At 48.7% G+C, this 20,366-nt stretch carries 21 protein-coding genes; 20 read left to right on the forward strand and 1 reads right to left on the reverse strand.

Annotated elements, in window-relative coordinates; all coding sequences use genetic code 11:
- Nucleotides 1-22 precede the first annotated feature (22 nt).
- The 18 genes from Q0380_RS06415 to Q0380_RS06500 all read left to right on the forward strand — a co-directional run bounded on the left by Q0380_RS06415 (nt 23) and on the right by Q0380_RS06500 (nt 17,512).
- Nucleotides 23-757: a metallophosphoesterase gene (locus Q0380_RS06415; RefSeq protein WP_298961573.1), complete on the forward strand. Its 735-nt coding sequence runs from the start codon at nt 23-25 to the stop codon at nt 755-757.
- A gap of 31 nt (nt 758-788) precedes the next feature.
- The gene (serB, locus tag Q0380_RS06420; RefSeq protein WP_298961575.1) at nt 789-1,412 is read left to right on the forward strand and encodes a phosphoserine phosphatase SerB; all 624 of its coding nucleotides are present in this window, start codon (nt 789-791) and stop codon (nt 1,410-1,412) included.
- The gene (locus Q0380_RS06425; RefSeq protein WP_298961577.1) at nt 1,405-2,412 is read left to right on the forward strand and encodes a transaldolase; all 1,008 of its coding nucleotides are present in this window, start codon (nt 1,405-1,407) and stop codon (nt 2,410-2,412) included. The genes serB and Q0380_RS06425 overlap by 8 nt, the downstream gene beginning before the upstream one ends.
- Nucleotides 2,412-3,629: a PilT/PilU family type 4a pilus ATPase gene (locus Q0380_RS06430; RefSeq protein WP_005869553.1), complete on the forward strand. Its 1,218-nt coding sequence runs from the start codon at nt 2,412-2,414 to the stop codon at nt 3,627-3,629. The genes Q0380_RS06425 and Q0380_RS06430 overlap by 1 nt, the downstream gene beginning before the upstream one ends.
- A 249-nt stretch (nt 3,630-3,878) precedes the next feature.
- Nucleotides 3,879-4,415: a 50S ribosomal protein L25/general stress protein Ctc gene (locus Q0380_RS06435; protein WP_298961579.1), complete on the forward strand. Its 537-nt coding sequence runs from the start codon at nt 3,879-3,881 to the stop codon at nt 4,413-4,415.
- Between the two features lie 8 nt (nt 4,416-4,423).
- Nucleotides 4,424-4,981 carry an aminoacyl-tRNA hydrolase gene (pth, locus tag Q0380_RS06440; protein WP_298961581.1) on the forward strand — a complete coding sequence of 186 codons (558 nt, stop codon included), beginning with the start codon at nt 4,424-4,426 and terminating at the stop codon, nt 4,979-4,981.
- Nucleotides 4,978-6,024 carry an LptF/LptG family permease gene (locus tag Q0380_RS06445; RefSeq protein WP_298961584.1) on the forward strand — a complete coding sequence of 349 codons (1,047 nt, stop codon included), beginning with the start codon at nt 4,978-4,980 and terminating at the stop codon, nt 6,022-6,024. The genes pth and Q0380_RS06445 overlap by 4 nt, the downstream gene beginning before the upstream one ends.
- A gap of 45 nt (nt 6,025-6,069) precedes the next feature.
- Nucleotides 6,070-7,503, forward strand: a complete 1,434-nt coding sequence (gene lysA / locus Q0380_RS06450) for a diaminopimelate decarboxylase (protein ID WP_298961587.1) — start codon at nt 6,070-6,072, stop codon at nt 7,501-7,503.
- Nucleotides 7,500-7,934, forward strand: coding sequence for a hypothetical protein (locus Q0380_RS06455; protein WP_298961590.1), 435 nt, complete (start codon nt 7,500-7,502; stop codon nt 7,932-7,934). Before lysA ends, Q0380_RS06455 begins: the two co-directional genes overlap by 4 nt.
- Nucleotides 7,918-8,994, forward strand: coding sequence for a prephenate dehydratase (pheA, locus tag Q0380_RS06460; RefSeq protein ID WP_298961593.1), 1,077 nt, complete (start codon nt 7,918-7,920; stop codon nt 8,992-8,994). Before Q0380_RS06455 ends, pheA begins: the two co-directional genes overlap by 17 nt.
- Entirely contained in the window at nt 8,994-10,103 is a 1,110-nt protein-coding gene (gene hisC / locus Q0380_RS06465; protein ID WP_298961596.1) for a histidinol-phosphate transaminase, read from the forward strand. Before pheA ends, hisC begins: the two co-directional genes overlap by 1 nt.
- Entirely contained in the window at nt 10,093-11,922 is a 1,830-nt protein-coding gene (dxs, locus tag Q0380_RS06470) for a 1-deoxy-D-xylulose-5-phosphate synthase (protein ID WP_298961599.1), read from the forward strand. The genes hisC and dxs overlap by 11 nt, the downstream gene beginning before the upstream one ends.
- Nucleotides 11,923-11,987: 65 nt before the next feature.
- A complete protein-coding gene (locus Q0380_RS06475) occupies nt 11,988-12,398 on the forward strand; it encodes a Fur family transcriptional regulator (protein WP_005869540.1) in 411 nt (136 codons plus the stop codon).
- Between the two features lie 48 nt (nt 12,399-12,446).
- A complete protein-coding gene (locus Q0380_RS06480; RefSeq protein ID WP_298961602.1) occupies nt 12,447-13,865 on the forward strand; it encodes a CHAD domain-containing protein in 1,419 nt (472 codons plus the stop codon).
- Between the two features lie 9 nt (nt 13,866-13,874).
- Nucleotides 13,875-14,603: a bifunctional demethylmenaquinone methyltransferase/2-methoxy-6-polyprenyl-1,4-benzoquinol methylase UbiE gene (gene ubiE, locus Q0380_RS06485; protein WP_298961605.1), complete on the forward strand. Its 729-nt coding sequence runs from the start codon at nt 13,875-13,877 to the stop codon at nt 14,601-14,603.
- Entirely contained in the window at nt 14,596-15,762 is a 1,167-nt protein-coding gene (xseA, locus tag Q0380_RS06490) for an exodeoxyribonuclease VII large subunit (RefSeq protein WP_298961607.1), read from the forward strand. The genes ubiE and xseA overlap by 8 nt, the downstream gene beginning before the upstream one ends.
- A gap of 10 nt (nt 15,763-15,772) precedes the next feature.
- On the forward strand, nt 15,773-16,849 hold the full coding sequence (gene serC, locus Q0380_RS06495; protein WP_298961610.1) for a 3-phosphoserine/phosphohydroxythreonine transaminase: 1,077 nt from the start codon (nt 15,773-15,775) through the stop codon (nt 16,847-16,849).
- Between the two features lie 423 nt (nt 16,850-17,272).
- Nucleotides 17,273-17,512 (forward strand): DUF333 domain-containing protein, encoded by a 240-nt coding sequence (locus tag Q0380_RS06500; RefSeq protein ID WP_295150930.1) that lies wholly within the window; start codon nt 17,273-17,275, stop codon nt 17,510-17,512.
- A 445-nt stretch (nt 17,513-17,957) separates the two neighbouring features.
- On the opposite strand, the gene Q0380_RS06505 is transcribed toward Q0380_RS06500, so the two are convergent.
- Entirely contained in the window at nt 17,958-18,644 is a 687-nt protein-coding gene (locus Q0380_RS06505) for a hypothetical protein (RefSeq protein ID WP_298961613.1), read from the reverse strand.
- 273 nt (nt 18,645-18,917) lie between these two features.
- Between Q0380_RS06505 and Q0380_RS06510 the strand changes: the two genes are divergently transcribed.
- Complete coding sequence (locus tag Q0380_RS06510) at nt 18,918-19,082, forward strand: hypothetical protein (protein ID WP_298961615.1); 165 nt, start codon at nt 18,918-18,920, stop codon at nt 19,080-19,082.
- Nucleotides 19,083-19,553: 471 nt separating this feature from the next.
- The gene (locus tag Q0380_RS06515; RefSeq protein WP_298961617.1) at nt 19,554-19,808 is read left to right on the forward strand and encodes a hypothetical protein; all 255 of its coding nucleotides are present in this window, start codon (nt 19,554-19,556) and stop codon (nt 19,806-19,808) included.
- Nucleotides 19,809-20,366: the final 558 nt, after the last annotated feature.

Raw genomic sequence — 20,366 nt, forward strand, 5'->3', positions numbered from 1 at the left:
GCCGTTACGCGCGGGAGCCTAGATGCAAAATGATCAAATTCAGACGATAAAACCAGGTGCTATCTTTATCGGCGATGCGCACGCGGGCGCAAGCAGACCGCAATTTTTGAAATTTCTGCGCGCGCTGAAGGCTGAGCCCGCGCCGCCGCCTCAAATTTTTATGATGGGCGATATGTTTGATTTTTTGGCAAACACGACCTACGTGCAGCGCCTATACGAAGAGGAGATCGCGCTAATAAACGAGCTGTCGCGAAAATGCGAAATTTTTTACTTCGAGGGCAACCACGATTTTAATCTGCGCGAAATTTTCCCCCGCGCAAAAGTTTATCCAAACGCCGCGCAGCCCGTTAAATTTATCTGCGAGAGCGGCGAGACGGTACAGATTGCGCACGGCGATCTGTTTTTGCCGCGCCTGACACAGTTTGCGCTGCTTTCGCTACGAAATAGAGCTTTTCTGAAATTTATGGATCTACTCGATCGCGCTTTAAAATTTAAAATTTCAAAGATGATCTTAAAATCGCAAGAGGGGAAAAATCTATACAAAAAAATGCCAAATTTTAAGGATATAATCGCGCCGAAGATCGATTTTTATGCGGCAAATTTAATCATCGAAGGCCACTATCATCAAGATGAAATTTTATATTTCGGCGAGAAAAAATATATAAATTTGTGCTCGTTCGGGGCTGGGAGCAAAATTTACGAGGTCGCAAAAAGCGAAAAATTTATGCTAATTCCAAAAAACTTAAACTTAAATTAGCTATAATTCCTAAATTTTTGCGAGGATATTTATGATAAAGCTTTGTGTTTTTGACTTTGATTCTACGCTGATGGACGGCGAGACGATAGGTTTTTTCGCCGCTAAAATGGGCACGCAGCGACAAGTTAGCGAAATTACGAAGCGCGCGATGGCGGGAGAGCTTGATTTTTTCGAGAGCCTTAGCGAGCGCGTGGCGCTGATAAAGGGAATGAAGCTTAGCGATGCTAAAGCTATCGCGGAAGGCCTGCCTTTCGTTTGCGGCGCTAGCGAGATCATCGCGTATCTGAAAAATAAAGGCATAAAGGTGATCGTCTTTAGCGGCGGATTTCATCTCGCTACCGACGCCGCGCAGAAAAAACTAGGCTTTGACGCAAGCTTTGCGAACTATCTGCATGAAAAAGACGGAATTTTAACCGGGCTTTTCGGCGGCGAGATGATGTTCGGCTACTCAAAAGGCGTCCTGCTTGCACAGCTTAAATCGCTGATGGGCTTAAAAGCAAGCGAGGTAATGTGCGTGGGAGACGGTGCGAACGACGTTTCGATGTTTCGCGAGGCGGGACTTAAAATTGCTTTTTGCGCGAATGAAATTTTAAAAGAGCACGCGAGCGTATGCATTGAAAAAAAGGATTTGAAGGAGATTATGAAATATGTATGATAAAGCCCTAAATTTCAGCCTTTGGTGCGACTTTTTGGAGCGCGATTTTATCGATAAAGATTTCGACGAGCTGATCAAAAAAGGCATAATTAACGGCGCTACCTCCAATCCCGCGATCTTTAAAAACGCAATCCTAAGCTCCCCCGCATACGACTCGGCCAAAGAGGAATTTAGAAAAAAAGAGCCTAAAAAGCTATATGAAATTTTAGCCACCGCGGACATCAGAAGCGCGGCGGAGAGCCTGCTTAAAAATTTTATTAACGGCGATGACGGCTTTGTGAGTATCGAGGTCGATCCATACTTTGCAGACGACGCCGAGGCGATGTATCGCGAGGGCAAACACCTATACGGCACGATCGGCATGCCAAACGTTATGATCAAAATCCCTGCGACCAAGGCGGGCTACGAAGCGATGCGCGATCTACTGAAAAAGGGGATCAGCGTAAACGCGACCTTGGTTTTTTCGCCTGAGCAGACCGCAAAATGTATCGAGGCGATAAAAGAGGGAATTGCAGGCTTTCGCCGCTACTTCCCGAAAGCAAATTTACCAAAAACCGTAATTAGCATCTTCGTTAGCCGCTTCGATAGGTTACTGGATGAAAAAATGGCCACGGCGGGCCTTCCTACCGGCAAAATCGGCATAATGAACGCCGCGAAGTGCTATAATATCATAGCCGCAGAGGGTTTAAGCTACGCTAAGCCGCTGTTTGCAAGTACGGGCGTAAAAGGAGACGATCTGCCGAAGGATTACTACGTAAGCGAGCTGATGTATCCGGGCTGCGTAAACACCGCGCCACTTGAGACGATAGAGGCTTTTGTAAGCGGCGATCAAAAGCCCAAAATGCCGCCTAGCGATGCGCAGATAGAGGAATTTTTCGCTCGCGTAGCGGAGGCGAAGATCGATATGAAAAAGGCGTATAAAAAGCTGCTGGATGACGGACTGGTGGCCTTTGAAGAAGCATTTAAAGAGATAATAAAAACACTTAAAAAGGAGAAATGATGGCGGGTTCTATAGATTATTCGCAGTATCAAGTTGACGCTTCTACGCTGGATTTTAAGCAGCGAGACAGGCTAAATAAATATTTGGAATTTCTAATCCAAAATGGCGGTAGCGACCTTCATATAAAATCGGGCGCGGTTATCAGAGGTCGTATCCACGGCGAGCTAGTAAAATTTAGCAAAACGCCATTTTTAAAAGAAGACGCGATGACGCTAGCTAAGGAGCTTCTCATCACGCGCTTTCCGGAGCTTATCGAGAAAAAGAGCGTGGATTTTACCTACAAGCTAAACGAAGATTATCGCTTCCGCGTTAATATTTTTTTTCAGATCGACGGTATCAGCGCGGTTTTCCGAACGATCCCGGTTAAAATTCCAGAGATCGACGATCTAGGTCTGCCGCCTTCGATCAAAGATATTTGCGACACGGCTATGCGCGGCGTCGTGCTACTTACGGGACCTACGGGAAGCGGAAAGACGACAACGATCGCAAGTATGATAAATCGTATAAATAGGCAAAGAACCAGCCACGTCGTTACGATCGAGGATCCCGTCGAGTTCGTATTTAAAGACGATAAATGCATCATCAATCAGCGCGCTATCGGCGAGGACTGCAATAACTTCGCAGATTCGCTTCGCGCTGCGCTGAGAGAAGACCCGGACGTTATATTTGTGGGCGAGATGCGCGATTTGGAGACGATCGAGACCGCACTTCACGCCGCGGAAACGGGCCACTTAGTGTTTTCGACGGTGCACACCATCGACGCAAAAGAGACGGTAAACCGAATCATCGCAATGTTTGAGCAGGCGGAACAGGAGCGTATCCGAATGACGCTAGCATCCGTCCTAGAGGCAGTCATCTCTCAGCGCCTTGCTCGTACTATCGAGGGCAAGCGCGTAGCCGTCGTTGAAATTTTACGCAAAAACACCCGTATTAAGGATATGATACTTGATGCGCGTGACGATGAAATTCCAGACGCGATCGCCGATGGTCGCAACACCTACGGCATGCAGACCTTCGATCAGCACCTGCTCGATCTTTATAGAGATGGCGTCATTACCCGCGAGGAGGCGCTGGATAAGGCCTCTAAGCGAAACGACCTCGATCTGCAGATCAAAAACGTCGATCTTGCCAAAAAAAGGGATTTGGCAGCAGAATCCGGAGAGAGCGCCGAAGAGATGCTCGCCGGCGAAGTCGTACAGCTAAAAGAGATCCGCTAAGTCATAAATTTTAAAATTCTAAATTTTTGCAATTTAAAATTTTAAAGAATTCTGCCTGCCGCCGCGCAGGCAGAATTCTATTCGTCTGTCCCATTGTGTACAAATATGCCGTGACTTGCAGGATTTAGCGTAAATTTTAATCGGCTAAATTCCGTGCGGCTTTACTTCTAAATTTCATCGTGGCGCTTAAATAGATTTAAAGCAACATTTTGCTATTATAACGCTTCATTTTTTCACAAAGGAAACCTAATGTTAGAAGGTATCGTTAGAGATAGTATCGGTAAGAGGGCTTCAAAATCCCTAAAACGAGATGGTTATCTAATCGCTAATATTTATGCGAAAGGATTTGAAAATATTAACGCAGCGTTTAAAGTAAACGACTTTATCAAAGCTATGCGCGCAAAAGAAGATCTTCCTTTCGAGGTTAGCGTGGATGGTAAGACATATCGCGTCATCGTGCAAGAATACCAAAAGCACCCCGTCACAAATACCCTAACCCACGTAGATTTGCGCGTAGTTCAGGATGACGTGGTAAGCAAATATTTAGTGCCGGTTAAAGTAACTGGCGTCGCTAAAGGGCTAAAAAATAAAGGTATCTTGGTGCAATCCAAGCGCCGTATAGCCGTAAAATGCGCAGGCAAAGATCTACCAAACGATTTTACGCTCGATGTGAGTGATCTTGATGTAGGCGATTCGCTTTTGATCCGCGACATTCCGGTAAAAGAGGGCGTCAGCATCATCCTAGACGGCTCAATAGCGGTAGTCGGAGTTACTTCGGCTAAATAGGGGTGCCTATGATACTGATCGCAGGACTTGGGAATCCTGCTCAGAAATACGCAGACACCAGACACAACGTCGGTTTTATGCTAATCGACGAAATTTTAAAGACGGGCGGTTTTAGCGAGCTTGGCGCGTCTAAATTCCAAGGCGAGCTTTTTAAAAAGGGCTCGCTGCTTCTTTTAAAACCCCAAACTTTTATGAACTTAAGCGGCAACTCCGTAAAGGCGGTGAATGATTTTTACAAGCCCGAGCGCATCATTGTGGTGCACGACGATATAGATTTGGATCTGGGCGCCGTTAAATTTAAAAAAGGCGGCAGTAGCGGCGGGCACAACGGCATCAAATCGATTGATGCGCTAATCGGTGCAGATTACGAGCGCGTGCGTATCGGCGTGGGCAAAAAACGGCAGGACCAGGATGCGGCAAATTTCGTGCTCGGAAATTTTAACGAAAGCGAGCGCGAGAAGCTGAGTGAAATTTTACCCTACGTCGCGCGCGCGGTAGAGGAACTCATTTGCTCGGATATAGAGCAGATCGCGCAAAAATTTACGATTAAAAAGGCTAGGGTGTGAAGTTATACGTAAAATACGCGGCTCTTTCCTATCTGAAGTATTTTTTTATCCTGCTAATAGCCCTTGAGTGCTTTTATGTAGGCATCGATGTGCTTACAAATCTCAAAGATTTTCCCTCAAGCGCGAATGCCGCTCTTTTGTATATCGCTCTAACCGCAGCGGTCGCGCTTAGCTACACGCTACCGCTAAGTCTTATTTTTGCGCTTATTTTGATGGGCTTTAATATGATCCGTAGCAACGAGCTGGTGAGCTTTTATGCGCTTGGAGTTAGTAAAAACGCTCTGATAATCCCTCCATTTTTGATCGCACTTGCGATTACTGCAGGCTTTATAGCTTTAAATTCCACCCCGTTTGCATACGCATTAAAATTTCAAAAGAATTTAACCGATTTATCGCCTACGGGAGGAGATATGTTTTTGAAATTTGAGGGTAAATATGTCTATATCAAAGCTCTAAACGGTAAAAACGCAAATGATATAACAATCTTTGATATGGGTGATAACTCCGTTGCTTCGCGCTCGCACGCAAGCTCTGGCGAATACGCAGGTAAAATTTGGCATCTGCGCGACGTAAATACCACGACTTTACCAGTGCAGCTTAAGCTTGGAGGAAGTGGATTAAAAAGTAAGCTTAGCGCGCAGAGCGAGGCGCTTAAGGGCTTTGATCCAAGCTCAATTGCAAGCGTTTATGATACGAGTAATGTATATTCGATCAGGGATGCTTTGCGTTCGATCCGTACCTTTTCGCATCAAGGCGTTAATATCTCCACCATAAAAGCAAGCCTTTATAATATGATATTTTTTCCGTTATTTGCGCCCTTGGCGGTATTGGTGCTGTATTATTACCTGCCCGTTACGGGGCGATTTTTTAATCTCGCGCTGCTAAGTTTTGGATTTTTTATCGCTACGCTATGCGCTTGGGGCGTGCTTTTCGTGTTAATTAGGTTTTCTCTCAACGGCGTCATCATCCCAGAACTTGGCATTATCGTGCCCATAACAGCGCTATTAGGCTTTGCGGCATTTTTAGTTTTTAAGCATCGTTAAGCCTTGATTTGTTAGAATGGCGCAAAATTTATCGGTGGAAATTCTATGGATTCTTCAAGCTTAGCCCGCAAATACGGCACCCCTTTATACGTTTACGATTTTAACGAGATACAAAAGAATTTCATAGCGCTCAAAGAGGCCTTCGCGGCGCGCAAGTCGCTCGTCTGCTTCGCGATTAAAGCCAATTCTAACCTTAGCGTTTTGAAGTTTTTGTCAGATCTAGGCAGCGGTTTTGATTGCGTCAGCATCGGTGAGCTGCGCCGCGCTCTGTATATCGGCGCAAAGAGCTATAAGATCATATTCTCTGGCGTCGGCAAGCAAGACAGCGAGCTCGAGTTTGCGCTAAAGTCGGACATCTTGCTGATAAATTTAGAAAGCGAGGCCGAGATGCTGCGCCTGGAGCGGATCGCGCAAAATCTAAATAAGCCCGCTCGCATCAGCATCCGCGTAAATCCAAACGTTGATGCTAAGACCCATCCTTACATCTCCACGGGGCTTAGCGAAAACAAATTCGGCGTCAGCATCGAGACCGCGCGCAAGATGTATATCTACGCCAAAAAGAGCAAATTTTTAAATCCCGTCGGTATCCACTTTCACATCGGTAGCCAGCTCACGGACATCTCTCCGATCTGCGACGCCGCAAAAATAGTAAGCGATCTGCTGCGAGAGCTACGAGCCCTTGAGATCGATATAAAATTTTTCGACGTGGGCGGCGGCATCGGCATCCGCTACGAGGATGAAAAACAGATCGTGCTCTACGACTACGCGCAGGGGATTTTGCGTAGCCTAAGCGGTCTAGATGTCACGATCGTGTGCGAGCCGGGGCGCTTCATCACGGGAGCTGCGGGGGTATTTCTTACCCGCGTGCTTTACGAAAAACAAAACTGCGGCAAGCGCTTCGTCATAGTTGACGGCGCGATGAACGATCTCATACGCCCGAGCCTCTACGGCGCGCACCATAAAATCGAGCTTGTAAGCGAGCGCAATTCCGCCTGTGAAAGCTTCGCGAGCCAAAGCGACACCGAGAATTCTACGGCGCAGAATTTCACACATAGCAAAGCTTTCGGTATCGAGGCTAAGCCCGCTTCAGAGGATTTCGCACCGCAGAATTCCACGCCGCAAAACGGCGTTTCACAAAGCTTGCAAGGAAATTTTGCGCCACAGAATTCCTCTAATCTAAGCTCCGCCGTGGATAATTCTGCGCCGCAAAGCTCCGCAGAGAGCTTAAGCTCCTGCGACGTCGTGGGCCCGATATGCGAAAGCGGCGACTTTTTAGCCAAAGGCGTTAGCCTGCCTAGCCTACAAAGCGGCGATCTGCTCGCGATAAAAAGTGCCGGCGCCTACGGTTTTTCGATGTCTAGCAACTACAATACCCGCTGTCGCGCCACAGAGGTCGCGGTTTACGACGGGCAGGACCGCCTGATTAGAAAGCGCGAAAGCTTTGATGAGCTAATCGCGCTCGAAAAGGATTTCGTATGATCCGCGCGGCGAGCCGTCTAAAACAGGGTGCGGTTTTAAATTTCAAATCCGAGCGTGCAGCGGCTTTAAATTTTAACGCCGCAACGAGCGCGGCCTTAAATTTTAAACGCACCGTCGCTTTAAATTCCAAGCCAGGATGCACCGCCGCTTCAAATTTCAAATCCAAACAAAATGCGCTTCTAAATTTTAAGGCAAAACAAGACCCCGTTTTAAATTTTAACCGCGCCCCTTTAAATTTCAGATCTCGCTGCGACGAATTTTATCGCGCCTTCTTAGCGCGCGGAAGTTGCGGCGCGGCAATCGCAAGCGATGAAATTTTAAGATCGCGCGGTAAGAATTTCAAAGCCTGCGGCAAGAGTGGCGGCGTGAAATTTTTAAAACCGAAATTTAGGGGCGAGCAAAAGGAGGGTTGTGATGCAAAATATCGATGATCTGCGCGTTTGTATTGACAGACTGGATGATGAAATTTTGCGCCTTATCGACGAGCGCATGGGGTTTGTCAAAAAGATCGGCGAGCTGAAGCAGACCGCGGGCAGCGCGATCTACCGCCCGGAGCGCGAGCGCTCGATCATTAGCAGGCTGGACGGCGGGAAGGCGCGAAATTTAAGCAAAGAGGCGATCGAGGCGATATTTTTTGAAATTTTTTCGGTTTCGCGAAATTTAGAAAAGCCGCAGATCGTCGCGTTTTTGGGGCCTTTCGGCACCTATTCGCACCAAGCCGCCAAGAGCCGCTTCGGCGCGGTAAGCTCCTATCTGCCGCTCTCGAACATCGAAGCGGTCTTTAAGGAGCTTGATAGCGGCGAGGCCAAATACGGCGTCGTGCCGATCGAAAACAACACCGAAGGCGCGGTGGGAGCGACGCTTGATTGCTTACGAAAATACGAAGGCGTCAAGATCGTCGCCGAAATTTATATGGATATCCACCACTGCTTTGCGAGCCACTGCGACGACGTAAGCACGGTGGATCAGATATTCTCGCATCCGCAGGGATACAATCAGTGTCTTAAATTTTTAGACGATCACGGCCTTAACGGCGTTAAATTTACCGCGACCAAATCTACCGCGCTTGCGGCGCAGATGGCGGCTGCCACGCCGCACTCCGCCGCGATCTGCTCCAAGATCGCCGCCGATCTTTACGGCGTGCCGATGATGTTTCAAAAGATCGAGGACAACTCCGCCAATCGTACGCGCTTTTTCGTGCTCAGCGACTTTAAAAACCAAAAGAGCGACCGCAACAAAACGAGCATTCTAGCCAAAACCGACGACCGCCCGGGCGGACTCGTGGACCTTTTGCAGATGTTTCGCAACGAGGGGATAAATTTAACCAAATTAGAAAGCCGCCCTGTTAAGCTTAGGGATTTTAAATGCGTCTTTTATGTCGATTTTGAGGGGCACATCGACGACGAGCGCGTGGCGCGCGTGCTGCAAAACGCGCAGAAAAACGGGCACGAAGTCACCTGGCTGGGAAGCTATATAAACGGAGGGGAGTGATGAAATTTAACGAATTCGTAGAAAATCTAAGCAATTACGAAGCGGGCAAGCCGATCGAGCTTGTGGTGCGGGAGTTTGGTATCCGCAAGCAGGACGTGTTAAAGCTTGCCAGCAACGAAAACCCCTTCGGCACGAGCGAGGCGGTGCAGGATGCAATCGTGCAAAACGCGGCACGCGCGCATCTTTACCCCGATGATTCGATGTATGAGCTAAAGGGCGCGCTCGCCTCTAAATTCGCCGTAGAGCCGCAAAATATCATCATCGGCGCGGGTAGCGATCAGATCATTGAGTTTGCGCTGCACGCCAAGCTCAATTCGCGCCGCGCGATACTGCAAGCGGGCGTCACTTTCGCGATGTACGGCATCTACGCAAGCCACTGCGAGGCTAAAGTTTACAAAACGAGCGCGCAGGAGCACGACCTAGCCGAACTTTTAAAAATTTATAACGCGCACAGGGATGAAATTTCGGTCATCTTTTTGTGTGTGCCGAACAATCCGCTGGGCGAGTGCTTGGATGCGGAGGCGGTGTATGAGTTCGCCAGCAGCGTAGATGAGAATACGCTTTTAGTGATCGATGCCGCATATAACGAATTTGCAGCGTTTAAAGACGAGCGCAAGAGGCTTGATCCTAAGCTTTTAATTGGGAATTTTAAAAACGTGCTCTATCTGGGCACCTTCTCGAAGGTCTATGGGCTGGGCGGCATGCGCGTAGGCTACGGTATCGCGTCGCGCGTAATCATAAGCGCGCTTTATAAGCTGCGACCGCCCTTTAACATCACGACGCTTAGCCTCGCAGCGGCGATCGCGGCGCTAAAAGACGAGGCTTTCGTGCAAAAGAGCCTGCAAAACAACGCCGCGCAGATGAGCCGCTTCGAGGATTTTGCGCGCGAGCAAAGCTTAGAATTTATCCCTAGCTACGCAAATTTCATCACGTTCAAACTTAGCCCGCCGCTAGATAGTAGCGAGCTTTGCGAGCAGCTTCTACGCCGCGGCATCATCATTAGAAATTTAAAAAGCTACGGACTAAACGCTGTGCGCATCACGATCGGCACGCCTGAGCAAAACAATCGCGTCTTTGGCACGCTGGGAGAGATTTTGAGTGGATATTAAAAATAAAAGCCTAGAGGAGCTACGGGAGCTTTGCACGCAGATTAGAGCGCGCATAATCGAAGTCGTGAGCAAAAACGGCGGCCATCTAAGCTCAAACATGGGCGCGGTCGAGCTCATCGTGGCGATGCACTACGTATTTGACGCCGCGAGCGATCCGTTTATCTTCGACGTAAGCCACCAAAGCTACGCACACAAGCTTCTAACGGACCGCTGGGAGGAGTTCGGCTCGCTTAGACAGTTCGGCGGCATCAGCGGCTATACGAAGCCTAGCGAGAGCAAATTTGATTACTTCGTCGCAGGACACGCCTCGACATCGATCTCTTTAGCCGTGGGTGCCGCAAAAGCAATAAACCTAAAGCGCGAAGATCGCGTGCCGGTCGTGCTCATCGGCGACGGCTCGATGAGCGGCGGCATGACTTACGAAGCGATGAACGAGTTAGGCGATCTGCGCCTGCCCTGCATCATCATCCTAAATGATAATAAAATGAGTATCAGCAAGCCGATCGGCGCCTTTAGCAAATACCTAAGCCAAGCGATGGCGGGCGAGACCTATCAAAAATTTAAATCCCACGTAAGAGAGCTACTTTCGCACGCTCCGCAAAGTGCCACATACATGGCAAAGCGCTTTGAAAATTCCTTAAAACTCATTATACCTGGGATGTATTTTGAGGAGCTGGGGCTCGAATACATCGGCCCGGTGGACGGCCACGACCTAGCCGATCTCATATCGGCGCTAAAGACGGCAAAAAGCGCGCGCAAACCCGTCGTCGTGCACGCTCAAACGATCAAAGGCAAGGGTTACGACAAGGCCGAGGGATATTTGGAGAGCTGGCACGGCGTAGGGCCTTTCGACATTCAAAGCGGAGAATTTAAGAAAAAATCCGCCGCCAAAAGCGCTACGCAAATTTATGCCGAAGCGCTTTTAAATTTGGCCGCTAAGCATGAAAACGTCGTGGGCGTGACCGCCGCGATGCCAAGCGGCACCGGCATGGATAAGCTGATCGAGAAATTTCCGCACCGCTTCTGGGACGTCGCGATCGCGGAGCCTCACGCGCTAAGCTCGATGGCTGCGATGGCGCGCGAGGGTTTTAAGCCGTACGTTACGATATATTCGACCTTTATGCAGCGCGCGTTCGATCAGATCGTCCATGACGCGGCGATTATGAACTTAAGCTTAGTCCTTGCGATGGATCGAGCGGGCATCGTGGGCGAGGACGGCGAGACGCACGAGGGGGTCTTTGACGTGAGCTTCTTAAATGCGATCCCAAACGTCAGTATGTGCGCGCCGCGGGATGAGACGAGCTTTAAACGAATCATCGAGTACTCCTACGCGCATGAGGGAGTTTTGGCGATCCGCTATCCGCGCGGAAGCTTTATTTTAGAGAACTCCATAGCTACGCCTGCCGTAAAATTTGGCAAGTCGGTATTTTTACAAGAGCGAGCGGACGCTCGCATAGCTCTCATCGGCTATGGAAACGGCGCGGGCAGAGCGTATAAAACGGCTGCGGCGCTGGAGGGGCAGATCGAAGCAGACGTCGTGGATCTAGTCTTTGTAAAGCCTTTAGACGCCGAGTTTTTGCGAAGCTTGGCTCGCAAAGATAAAATTTGGTACGTCTTTAGCGACAATGCCAAAAAGGGCGGCGTCGGTGAAATTTTAAGCGCATTTTTGCAAGAAAATGAAATTTCGGACGTAAAGATCGTAAGCTTCGAGTTTGCTGATATCTTTTTGCCGCACGGTAAGACTGCCGACGTGGAGCGTAGCTTGGGCTTGGATATCCAAACTCTAACCGAGCGAATATTAAGTGATAAAAAGTATTAGTTAATATCAACTTTGTTTAAAGTAAAATTTGATAATATCACTTTAAAATTTTTTGAAGGACAAAAATGAGCCACGTAGAACTACTCAAAACTTGCGGTTTGAAAGCAACTCCTCAAAGATTGTGCATCCTAAAGGTGCTGGATCGCCACGAGCATCCTAGCATAGATGACCTATACGAGGGGATCAAGGAGGACTATCCATCTATTTCGCTAGCGACGGTTTATAAAAATTTAAACACCCTGCTCGACGAAGGGGTCGTGGTCGAGGTGAACGCGCCGAATAAAAAGAGCCGCTACGACATTTATCAGATGCCGCACATCCACGTCGTATGCGAAAAATGCGGTAACGTCACGGATCTTTTCATGGATGATGCCTTTAATAAGGACGTTTTGAAAAACATCGAGCGCAAAGCGGGCAATTTCATCCGCAAGCTAAATATCACGGCTACGGTCGAAGACTGCGAAAAGTGTAGATAGTTTAAAGAATTTTCTGCTATTATTACCCACTTTATTTTTGGAGCGGGTATGCAAACTAAGCGTAAATTTTTATTGAGCGACGATTCGATTCTGCGGACGCTAGAGCGTGCGGGGCTGAAATGTCGCAAGGTAAAGATCGCTTGGTTTTATACTTCGTTCTATCCCGAAATTTATTATATCCGCCAAAACGACGAATGCTCTTTGCACCACAAAAAAGAGGATCTCGACAGACAAACTCTAAATTTTAAAATTTCAAAAGATGATTTCAAAGAGGCTTTAAAAAGCAGGATCGCCCGCGTCGTGCAAAAGAACCGCTACGGCTTTGCTAACGACGAGGCGGAGTTTTGGCTAGAGCTTTACGACGGCGAGCTAAGCACGCTCGCGATTTTACGAGCAAAATTTCAAAGCGAGGCGGCAAGCGCAAATTTTGATTTTGTAAAAACCTTCGGCAGCACCGATTTTTGCGAGATCACAGACGATTACCGCTACAAAAGCCGCTATCTAGCACGCTACGGCATACCGCCGCGCTCGCTTGATTTCGCGCACGCCCGCAACGTTTTTAAAAAATTTAGCCGAGTTAAATTTTTCGCTCCGCCCTATGCGGACAGCGTTAAGCTCGCACGCTTGGCGCTTGAGCTGGCGTGGATGAGGGCGTGTGGCGCAAAGAGCGAGTATCAAAAAAGCCTATCGCCCGAAGCTCTTCACGAGTTGCGCGTGCAGATCCGTAAATTTAGAGCCGTTTTGAAGCTATCCTCGCCGCTTTTCGAAGCGGAAAAAAAGGATGAAATTTTAAAACTTCTCGCAGAATTTATGAGCCGCAGCAATCAGCTGCGAGACCTTCACGTTTTTGCGGAGTTTTTAAGGGCCGACGACGCGCCTGTGAGCTTTTTGCAGCAGCTAAATCTTATCGTAAAGCGCTCGGAGGATAAAATTTTAGAATTTCTTTCTAGCGCGGAATTTGCAGATTTAAACGGCGCTATTAGCGGCTTTTTAAACGGCGCGGACGGCATCTACGCGCGCAGCGAATATGAAAAAATTTCAAAAAAGTTCGCCTCCGCCCGCCTTTGCAAGCTGATTAAAAGCTTGCGCGCGGAGCTAAAAAATTTAAAGCAAGGCTCATCGCTGCAGGTATTTCACGACGCGCGCATAGGGCTAAAGAGGCTGCGATACGCGCTTGAAATTTTTGCAAGAAGCTTTGATGAGGGTTGCGTCAGGGAGCTGTTTAAACGCACCAAGGCCGCCTGCGAGGATTTCGGCGCGCTGCAAGATATCAGCGTGTGGCAAAATTTTATCGCGATCTATCAAAAAGCAAGCGATAAAAGCGGCGTCGCGTTTGCGTATCTGCTGGCTCTGGACGCCCGCTTAAACGATCGCCGCGCCGAGCTGGAAGAAAAAATTTTAAATGAAAAAGAGGCTCTTTTGCGCGTGCTGAAAAGATCGCTGCGTAAAATCAAAGCATACGAATAAGGAATACCCGTGCAAAAACAGGAAAAAATCATAAAGATGTTCGATGAGATCGCGCCTACCTACGATCTGGCAAACCGCGCCATCAGCTTCGGCGTGGACGTTTCGTGGCGCAAAAAAGCGGTCAAACTGACGCTTGAAAAGCTTAAAGGAAAGCTCGTGAGTATCGCCGACGTCGCGTGCGGCACGGGCGATATGATAAGCTCATGGCGCGACGGCGCGGCGCAGTACGGCGTGCAGATCGAGCGGATCGTGGGGATCGATCCGAGCGAGGGAATGCTCGAAGTAGCAAGGCAAAAATTTCCCGGCTGCGAGTTTATCAAAGCGACCGCGGGCGCTACGACGCTGGATGACGCGAGCGTGGATATTTTAAGCATCAGCTACGGCATAAGAAACGTCGTGGAGCTGGACGCGGCGCTTGCGGAGTTTAACCGCGTCATCAAACCGGGCGGCTCGCTCGTGGTTTTGGAATTTACCAAAGCCGCAAGCGGCGGGTTCGCATTTAAAATCAGGGATTTTTACGTGAGTAAAATTTTACCCAAAATCGGCGCCTTCATCTCGAAAAACAAAGAAGCCTACGAGTATCTGCCAAGCTCCATCGGCAGCTTCCTAGACGCCGCGAGCTTTAGCGAAAAGCTCAAAAACGCGGGCTTTGAACTGCGCGTGCAAAAGGGCTTTAGCTTCGACGTCAGCACGCTTTTCATCGCAGAGAAAATCGCACAGAAGAGCGACGATGCTTAGCGTAAGCGAGCTCAACGCCCAAGCCAAGACGCTTTTAGAGACGAGCTTTAGCTTCGTCGAGGTCGAGGGCGAGATATCTAAGTTTAGAATTCAAAGTACGAGCGGGCACTGGTATTTCACGATCAAAGACGCGAGCGCGGCGATTGATTGCGCGATGTTTAAATTTAACGCCGCGCGGATAAATTTTATCCCCGCCGTGGGCGATAAGCTCATCGTAAGCGGCAAGGTCTCGCTATACGCTCCTACGGGCGCGTATCAGATCCAGGCCTCAAACATCCGCAAAAGCGGCGAGGGCGAGCTGGAAGCGGCGTTTGCCGCGCTAAAAGATAAACTTAGCAAAGAGGGGCTTTTCGATACCGCGCACAAAAAACAGCTTCCGAAATTTGCCCAAAGCATCGCAATCATCACGAGCGCGGGCTCCGCGGCACAGGCAGATATGCTTCGCACGGCGCAGGACCGCTTCGCGCTTTGCAAGATCGATCTGTATAACGCGCTAGTGCAAGGCGAAGGTGCGCCTGCTTCGATCATAAGTGCATTGCGCGTAGCCGACGCGAAGGGCTACGATGCGATCGTAATCGCTCGCGGCGGTGGCTCGCGCGAGGATCTGTGGTGCTTCAACGACGAGGCCTTGGCGCACGCGATCTACGCAGCCAAAACGCCCGTCATCTCGGCGGTAGGGCACGAGATCGATTTTAGCATCAGCGATTTTGTAGCCGATCACCGAAGCCTCACGCCCACCGCTGCGATGATCGATCTGCTGCCCGATATTTGCGCGATCTTTCAGAACCTAGACGGCATAAGCGACGCACTTGATAGGCTGATAAAAGATAAAATTTCATCCGCACAAAACGCGCTGAGCCTCGCAGCTTTAGAGCTTAGATCAAAATCGGTCGAGCCAAAAATTTCAGGCTCGCTTGCCAGGCTTTTAAATTTCGAGCTTAAATTTAAAAGCTTCGTGGACTCCAAGCTAAGCGCCGCAGAGCATACGCTAAGTGCAAAGGGCGAGCTTTTAGCACAAAAGGCGAAATTTTTTGAGATCACTAAAGACCTCGTTCAAATCCAAAAGGGCGGCAAAACGGTGAGCTTGAGTGAGCTTGCCGCGGGAGACGAGTTCGTCCTTTGCTCGCAGCAGCTCAGCAAAAACGCAAAAATCATCTAAAGGAGGCAAAATGGATAGGGTTTTAAATTTTAGCGCAGGACCTAGCACCATCCCGCTGGGCGTGCTAAAGCAGGCGCAAGAGGAGCTACTAAACTACGCGGGGCGCGGATTTTCGATAATGGAGATATCCCACCGCACCAAAATTTTTGAGGAAGTTCTGCATAGCGCGATGGACCGCGTACGCGATCTCTACGGCTTTTCGGACGATTTTACGATTTTATTTTTGCAAGGCGGCGCGAGCCTGCAATTCGCGCAGGTGCCGATGAACCTATACGCAGGCGGCGTCGCAGAATACGCCAACACGGGCAACTGGACGAGCAAGGCGATCAAGGAAGCGGGCGTGCTCGGCATAAACTACCGCGTGGTCGCAAGCAGCGAGGATAGTAAATTCGACCGCATCCCCGAGATTAAATTTTCTGACGACGCCGATTACGGCTACATCTGCTCGAATAACACGATCTACGGCACGCAGTATCCGCAGCTGCCGCAGTGCGGCTGTCCGCTCGTGGTTGATAGCTCGAGCGATCTGTTTTCGCGCCCCGTGGATCTTGGCAGCGTGGGGATGTTTTACGGCGGCATTCAGAAAAACGGCGGCCCCGCGGGCGTCACGATGGTTGCGATCCGCAAGGATCTGCTGGACCGCGCAAATCCCAAAACGCCGATGATCCTGCGCTACAAGACGCAGGCGGACGCGGACTCGATGAGCAACACCCCGAATACTTTCGGAATTTACATGCTAAATTTAATGCTCAGCTGGATCAAGGACGAGATCGGCGGGCTCGCGGCGATGCACGAGCGCAACAAGCGCAAAGCGGCGCTACTCTACGGCGCGATCGATGCTAGCGGCGGCTTCTACCGCGGCCACGCGCAAAAAACTAGCCGCAGCCTGATGAACGTGAGCTTTAATATCGTAGACGCCGCGCTTGAGCCGGTTTTCGTCGCGCAAGCGGAGGCGGAGGGGATGATCGGGCTTAAAGGACACCGCGTCTTAGGCGGCATCCGCGCCTCGATCTACAACGCGATAAACTACGAGGACGTAGAAAAACTGGTCTCCTTTATGAGCGAGTTTGCGCGCAAAAACGGCTAGCGGCGGTTAAATTTAGGGGGTTTGAGCGCGGCTCGCGCTTATAGGCGAGATTGTTTAGTATCTGCGCTTACCTTGTCGCCGAGCTAGTGTTTTGCCATAGCCCTCGCTTTTATAGCCGGTATTTTACGGCGGAAATAGCTTTGATGCGGCTTGGATTTCGTCGCTAGAATTTTATTGAAGATGAGATTTTTGAGATTTTATGATGTTAAAATTTTGCATTGGATGAAGTTTGATTGCTTTGATTTTACAGCGGCGAGCAGACTTGGTGCTGCTGGGAATTAGGTAGGATTTAACATCTAAAACGCTATTATCAGTGTTCGAGGATGGAAGGCGGTTTATTTATTTAGGCGCAAGTTTAGCATATCTGGCGTCTAAATTTAAGCTTAATCCTAAAAACGGGCAAAATTAAATGAAAGGATTTAAATGAGTTTTAAGAGATTTTTTGCAGTGGCGCTTGTGGTGGGTGCTTTCGCTTCGGTGAGCGCAGAGGCTAGCGCTGCTGGGGATTTTTGTATCAAAAACGGCGGCGAGCTGATCGTCCGCAAAGACGGCAACGGCGTGGATTACACCGTTTGTAAGCTGCCTGACGGCACGATGATCGACGCTGAAGAATTTTATAAAACGGGCGGCGATTTGAGTAAATTTAAGAGCGTAAATCGATAGAATTTTATCGATTGTGAGATTTGCGGCAGCGAAATTCCATAAAATTCTGCGGCGAAATTCTGCTTTAAAATTTAGATGAATTTCAACTAGCAAGCGTTGGCGAGAGTGAATTCTCGGGCGCCACAAACGAAGTGATGGCAGCAGAGTGATGGAAAAAATTCAATTATCCAAACATCAACGATATGTTGAGATTTTGCTCTAGCAAGGTGCTGAAAGCGGCGGCTACGCAAAGCAGAAATATTTTAAGCGACTTGACGCGACGTAGACAACCTGCTAGATTGCTTGATTACGACGCAGATTTTTTGGATATGCGATAAGCATTTGTGCCCATACTTGCTGAACTTAAATTTTAGCCGTTCGTGGACGTCGCTCGCTTCCTTTTTTTTGAAAGACTCAAATTTTAGTCGCCTGTGAGCGCCCATTCGCTTCCTTTGCCCGCGTAAATTTAGCGCGTAAAAACCACGACCTCGCCGCGCTCAAACGCGATCTGTCGTCCCGCTAGATATAGCTCGAAGTAGGGCTTCAAAAAGTCCTCCTGCGGCCTTTGCGCGTAGTTTGGATACTGCAAGTACGCCGAGAGCAGGTAGTCGCAGTTGATCGAATAATACGCCTCGCCGAGCACCCATAGCTTTGCATCGAGCTTAGGCGCGTCTAGCATCCACTCCGTGATCGCCTCATAGACGGCATCCGCAAGCCTATCTTTGTTATGCGCGAGATCAAAGCTCTCCTGCACGCGCGCGGATTTTACTTGCTCAAGCATCTCTAAAAGCTCGTTCTTGCCTAGAAACTCGGCAAAAATTTTTAAATTTCGAACGTGCGCTAAAGCTAGGCTCTTAAGCGCTTCGCCACCAAATTTCGGATCCTGCGGCGGGCAAAAATACCCGGGCGCCATGCCCTGATCGAACGCCTCTCGCGTCTGCTGCTCCGTAACTGCATATATCGGCATTATGCGCGCTTGCAGCTCAGCGCCGTTTTGCAGCGGCGCAAACACCGCCTCGACGCCCGCACCCTCAGGCATAAAGCACTGAAAAAGCCCGTAAAGCTTATCCTGCAGATCGATCTCTTCGCAATCTAAGCTTAAATCTAGCCCCGCAGCCTCGTCAATGCGGCGCGCGTACTCGAAATTCGTCATTTTCGCCCTTTTAAATTTTGGTCGTCAAAGCGTTTGCGTGGAATTTTACCTAAATTTTGCGTATTTGCCGAATTAAAATTTATGCGCGATGAGATTTTTATGGAATTTAAAATTTAGCGGTTCGGTTCGGGTTTGATCCTACGACAAAATGACGGGGCGATGAGCGGCGACGGGTTGTCGTGCGGGCGGTTAATAGCGGTGGATGGGTATCGCGCAGCGGGAGAGCGGCGCCCGACGGCGGCACCTACGGCACGTGACGACGGGCGATAACCGATGATCGCGACCGCAGCGCTCGCAGTCCACTTGCTCGCAGAAGCGGATTTTAACGCTCAGGCCGTCGCAAAATGGCGGGCGGTGTATTGGATGATGGCAGCGCTCGTAGCGCCCGTGATGAATGCTGTATTTTTCACAATCCCTCCTTCGGTAGAAATTTATTAAATTTAGCTCGCCCTTTTACCGCTTGCATTAGTAGTGTCCTTCCATCTACTGGCCGTATCGCCGAAGAGGCGCAAACGCAGCATGCAATGTAATTTTACAGATCTTTTTATTTTTGCTAATTTTAACTAAAATTAGCAAAATTTTAAAGGAAAGATATGTTGATTTCTTACTCGCTACAAGATAACCGGAAATTTGCTAAAATGAGAACTAGAATTTCGCGCAGAATTTATAAAGGGAGCAAGTTCATCCGCGCCGTCTGCGCGACAGATTTGCTTTTCGCTTTTGCGTTTTCGGCTTGCCTTTTTATTTTTGAGGATGATTGGATAGAGTTTTTACGCGAGTACTATGGTGATAAGTCCTGGATAAAGAGCTTAGGAGCTATCTTGCCTACTGCTTGCTCAGTTTTTTATATTTATGCTATTTGCGTTAGATCGTGGCTACTAAATTCCGCGATATATAATAAGAATAAAAATGTCACTTTTCGGCGATTTTAGCATTGAAATTTCAGACGATTTAAAGGGGCAATTTATATTCGTAAGCGAGCGAGATACGCTCATTTATGATGCGGAATTTTGTGAGGTGGTAATGGAGCGCGATTTTTTGGTAATTTTGCTGGAAGGAAGTCTTTTTATCGCCGTACCCAACGAAGCGTTTAAAGAAATAAGCAAAGAGGAATTTGCTGCGAAATTAAATAAAACAATAAGTGAGGCAAAAAGCGAAATTTAAAAAGCTATGGGCAGATAGAACGGATATGATTGCGATCACAATGGAATCTTAGCCATAATGAAATTTTATCCGTTGCTTGCAAATCTTTTGCTATTTTTGTCTTAAAAATTTTTGCTAAAGAATTTTATTTATGCTTACGAGCGCATAGTAAAAGTACCGCACTAAAATTTATTAAGCTCGGTAATGTCCTCTTGAGAGTGCGTCTAAAATATTTCTATGCTCACGCTCCGCACCGCTGCGGCGGTGCGGTAATGAGCGACGATAGATAAGTTGTCGCGCGGCTATGAGCGGCGACGATCAGCGTATTGGATAATGGCGGCTGCTGTAGTACTTGCAGGCAGCTCGCTTGCAAAAGGTTTTTCGTGCTCATAGCGCGCATTAGCGGCGCAAAGTCGGCGGCATTATTGGATCCGTTGCGCGCGAAATGAAATTTTATCGTTTAAATTTTAGAGCAAGACCTGCGCCTGCAGCGGCAAATTTGCTTGTAGTAATGAAATTTATCGTCCAAATTTAGTAAAAGATAAAATTCCAAACCGCGCATTAAGTAGTGTGAAATTT

Origin of the sequence: uncultured Campylobacter sp., assembly GCF_937959485.1 — a bacterium.
In the GTDB taxonomy this organism is placed as follows: Bacteria; Campylobacterota; Campylobacteria; order Campylobacterales; family Campylobacteraceae; genus Campylobacter_B.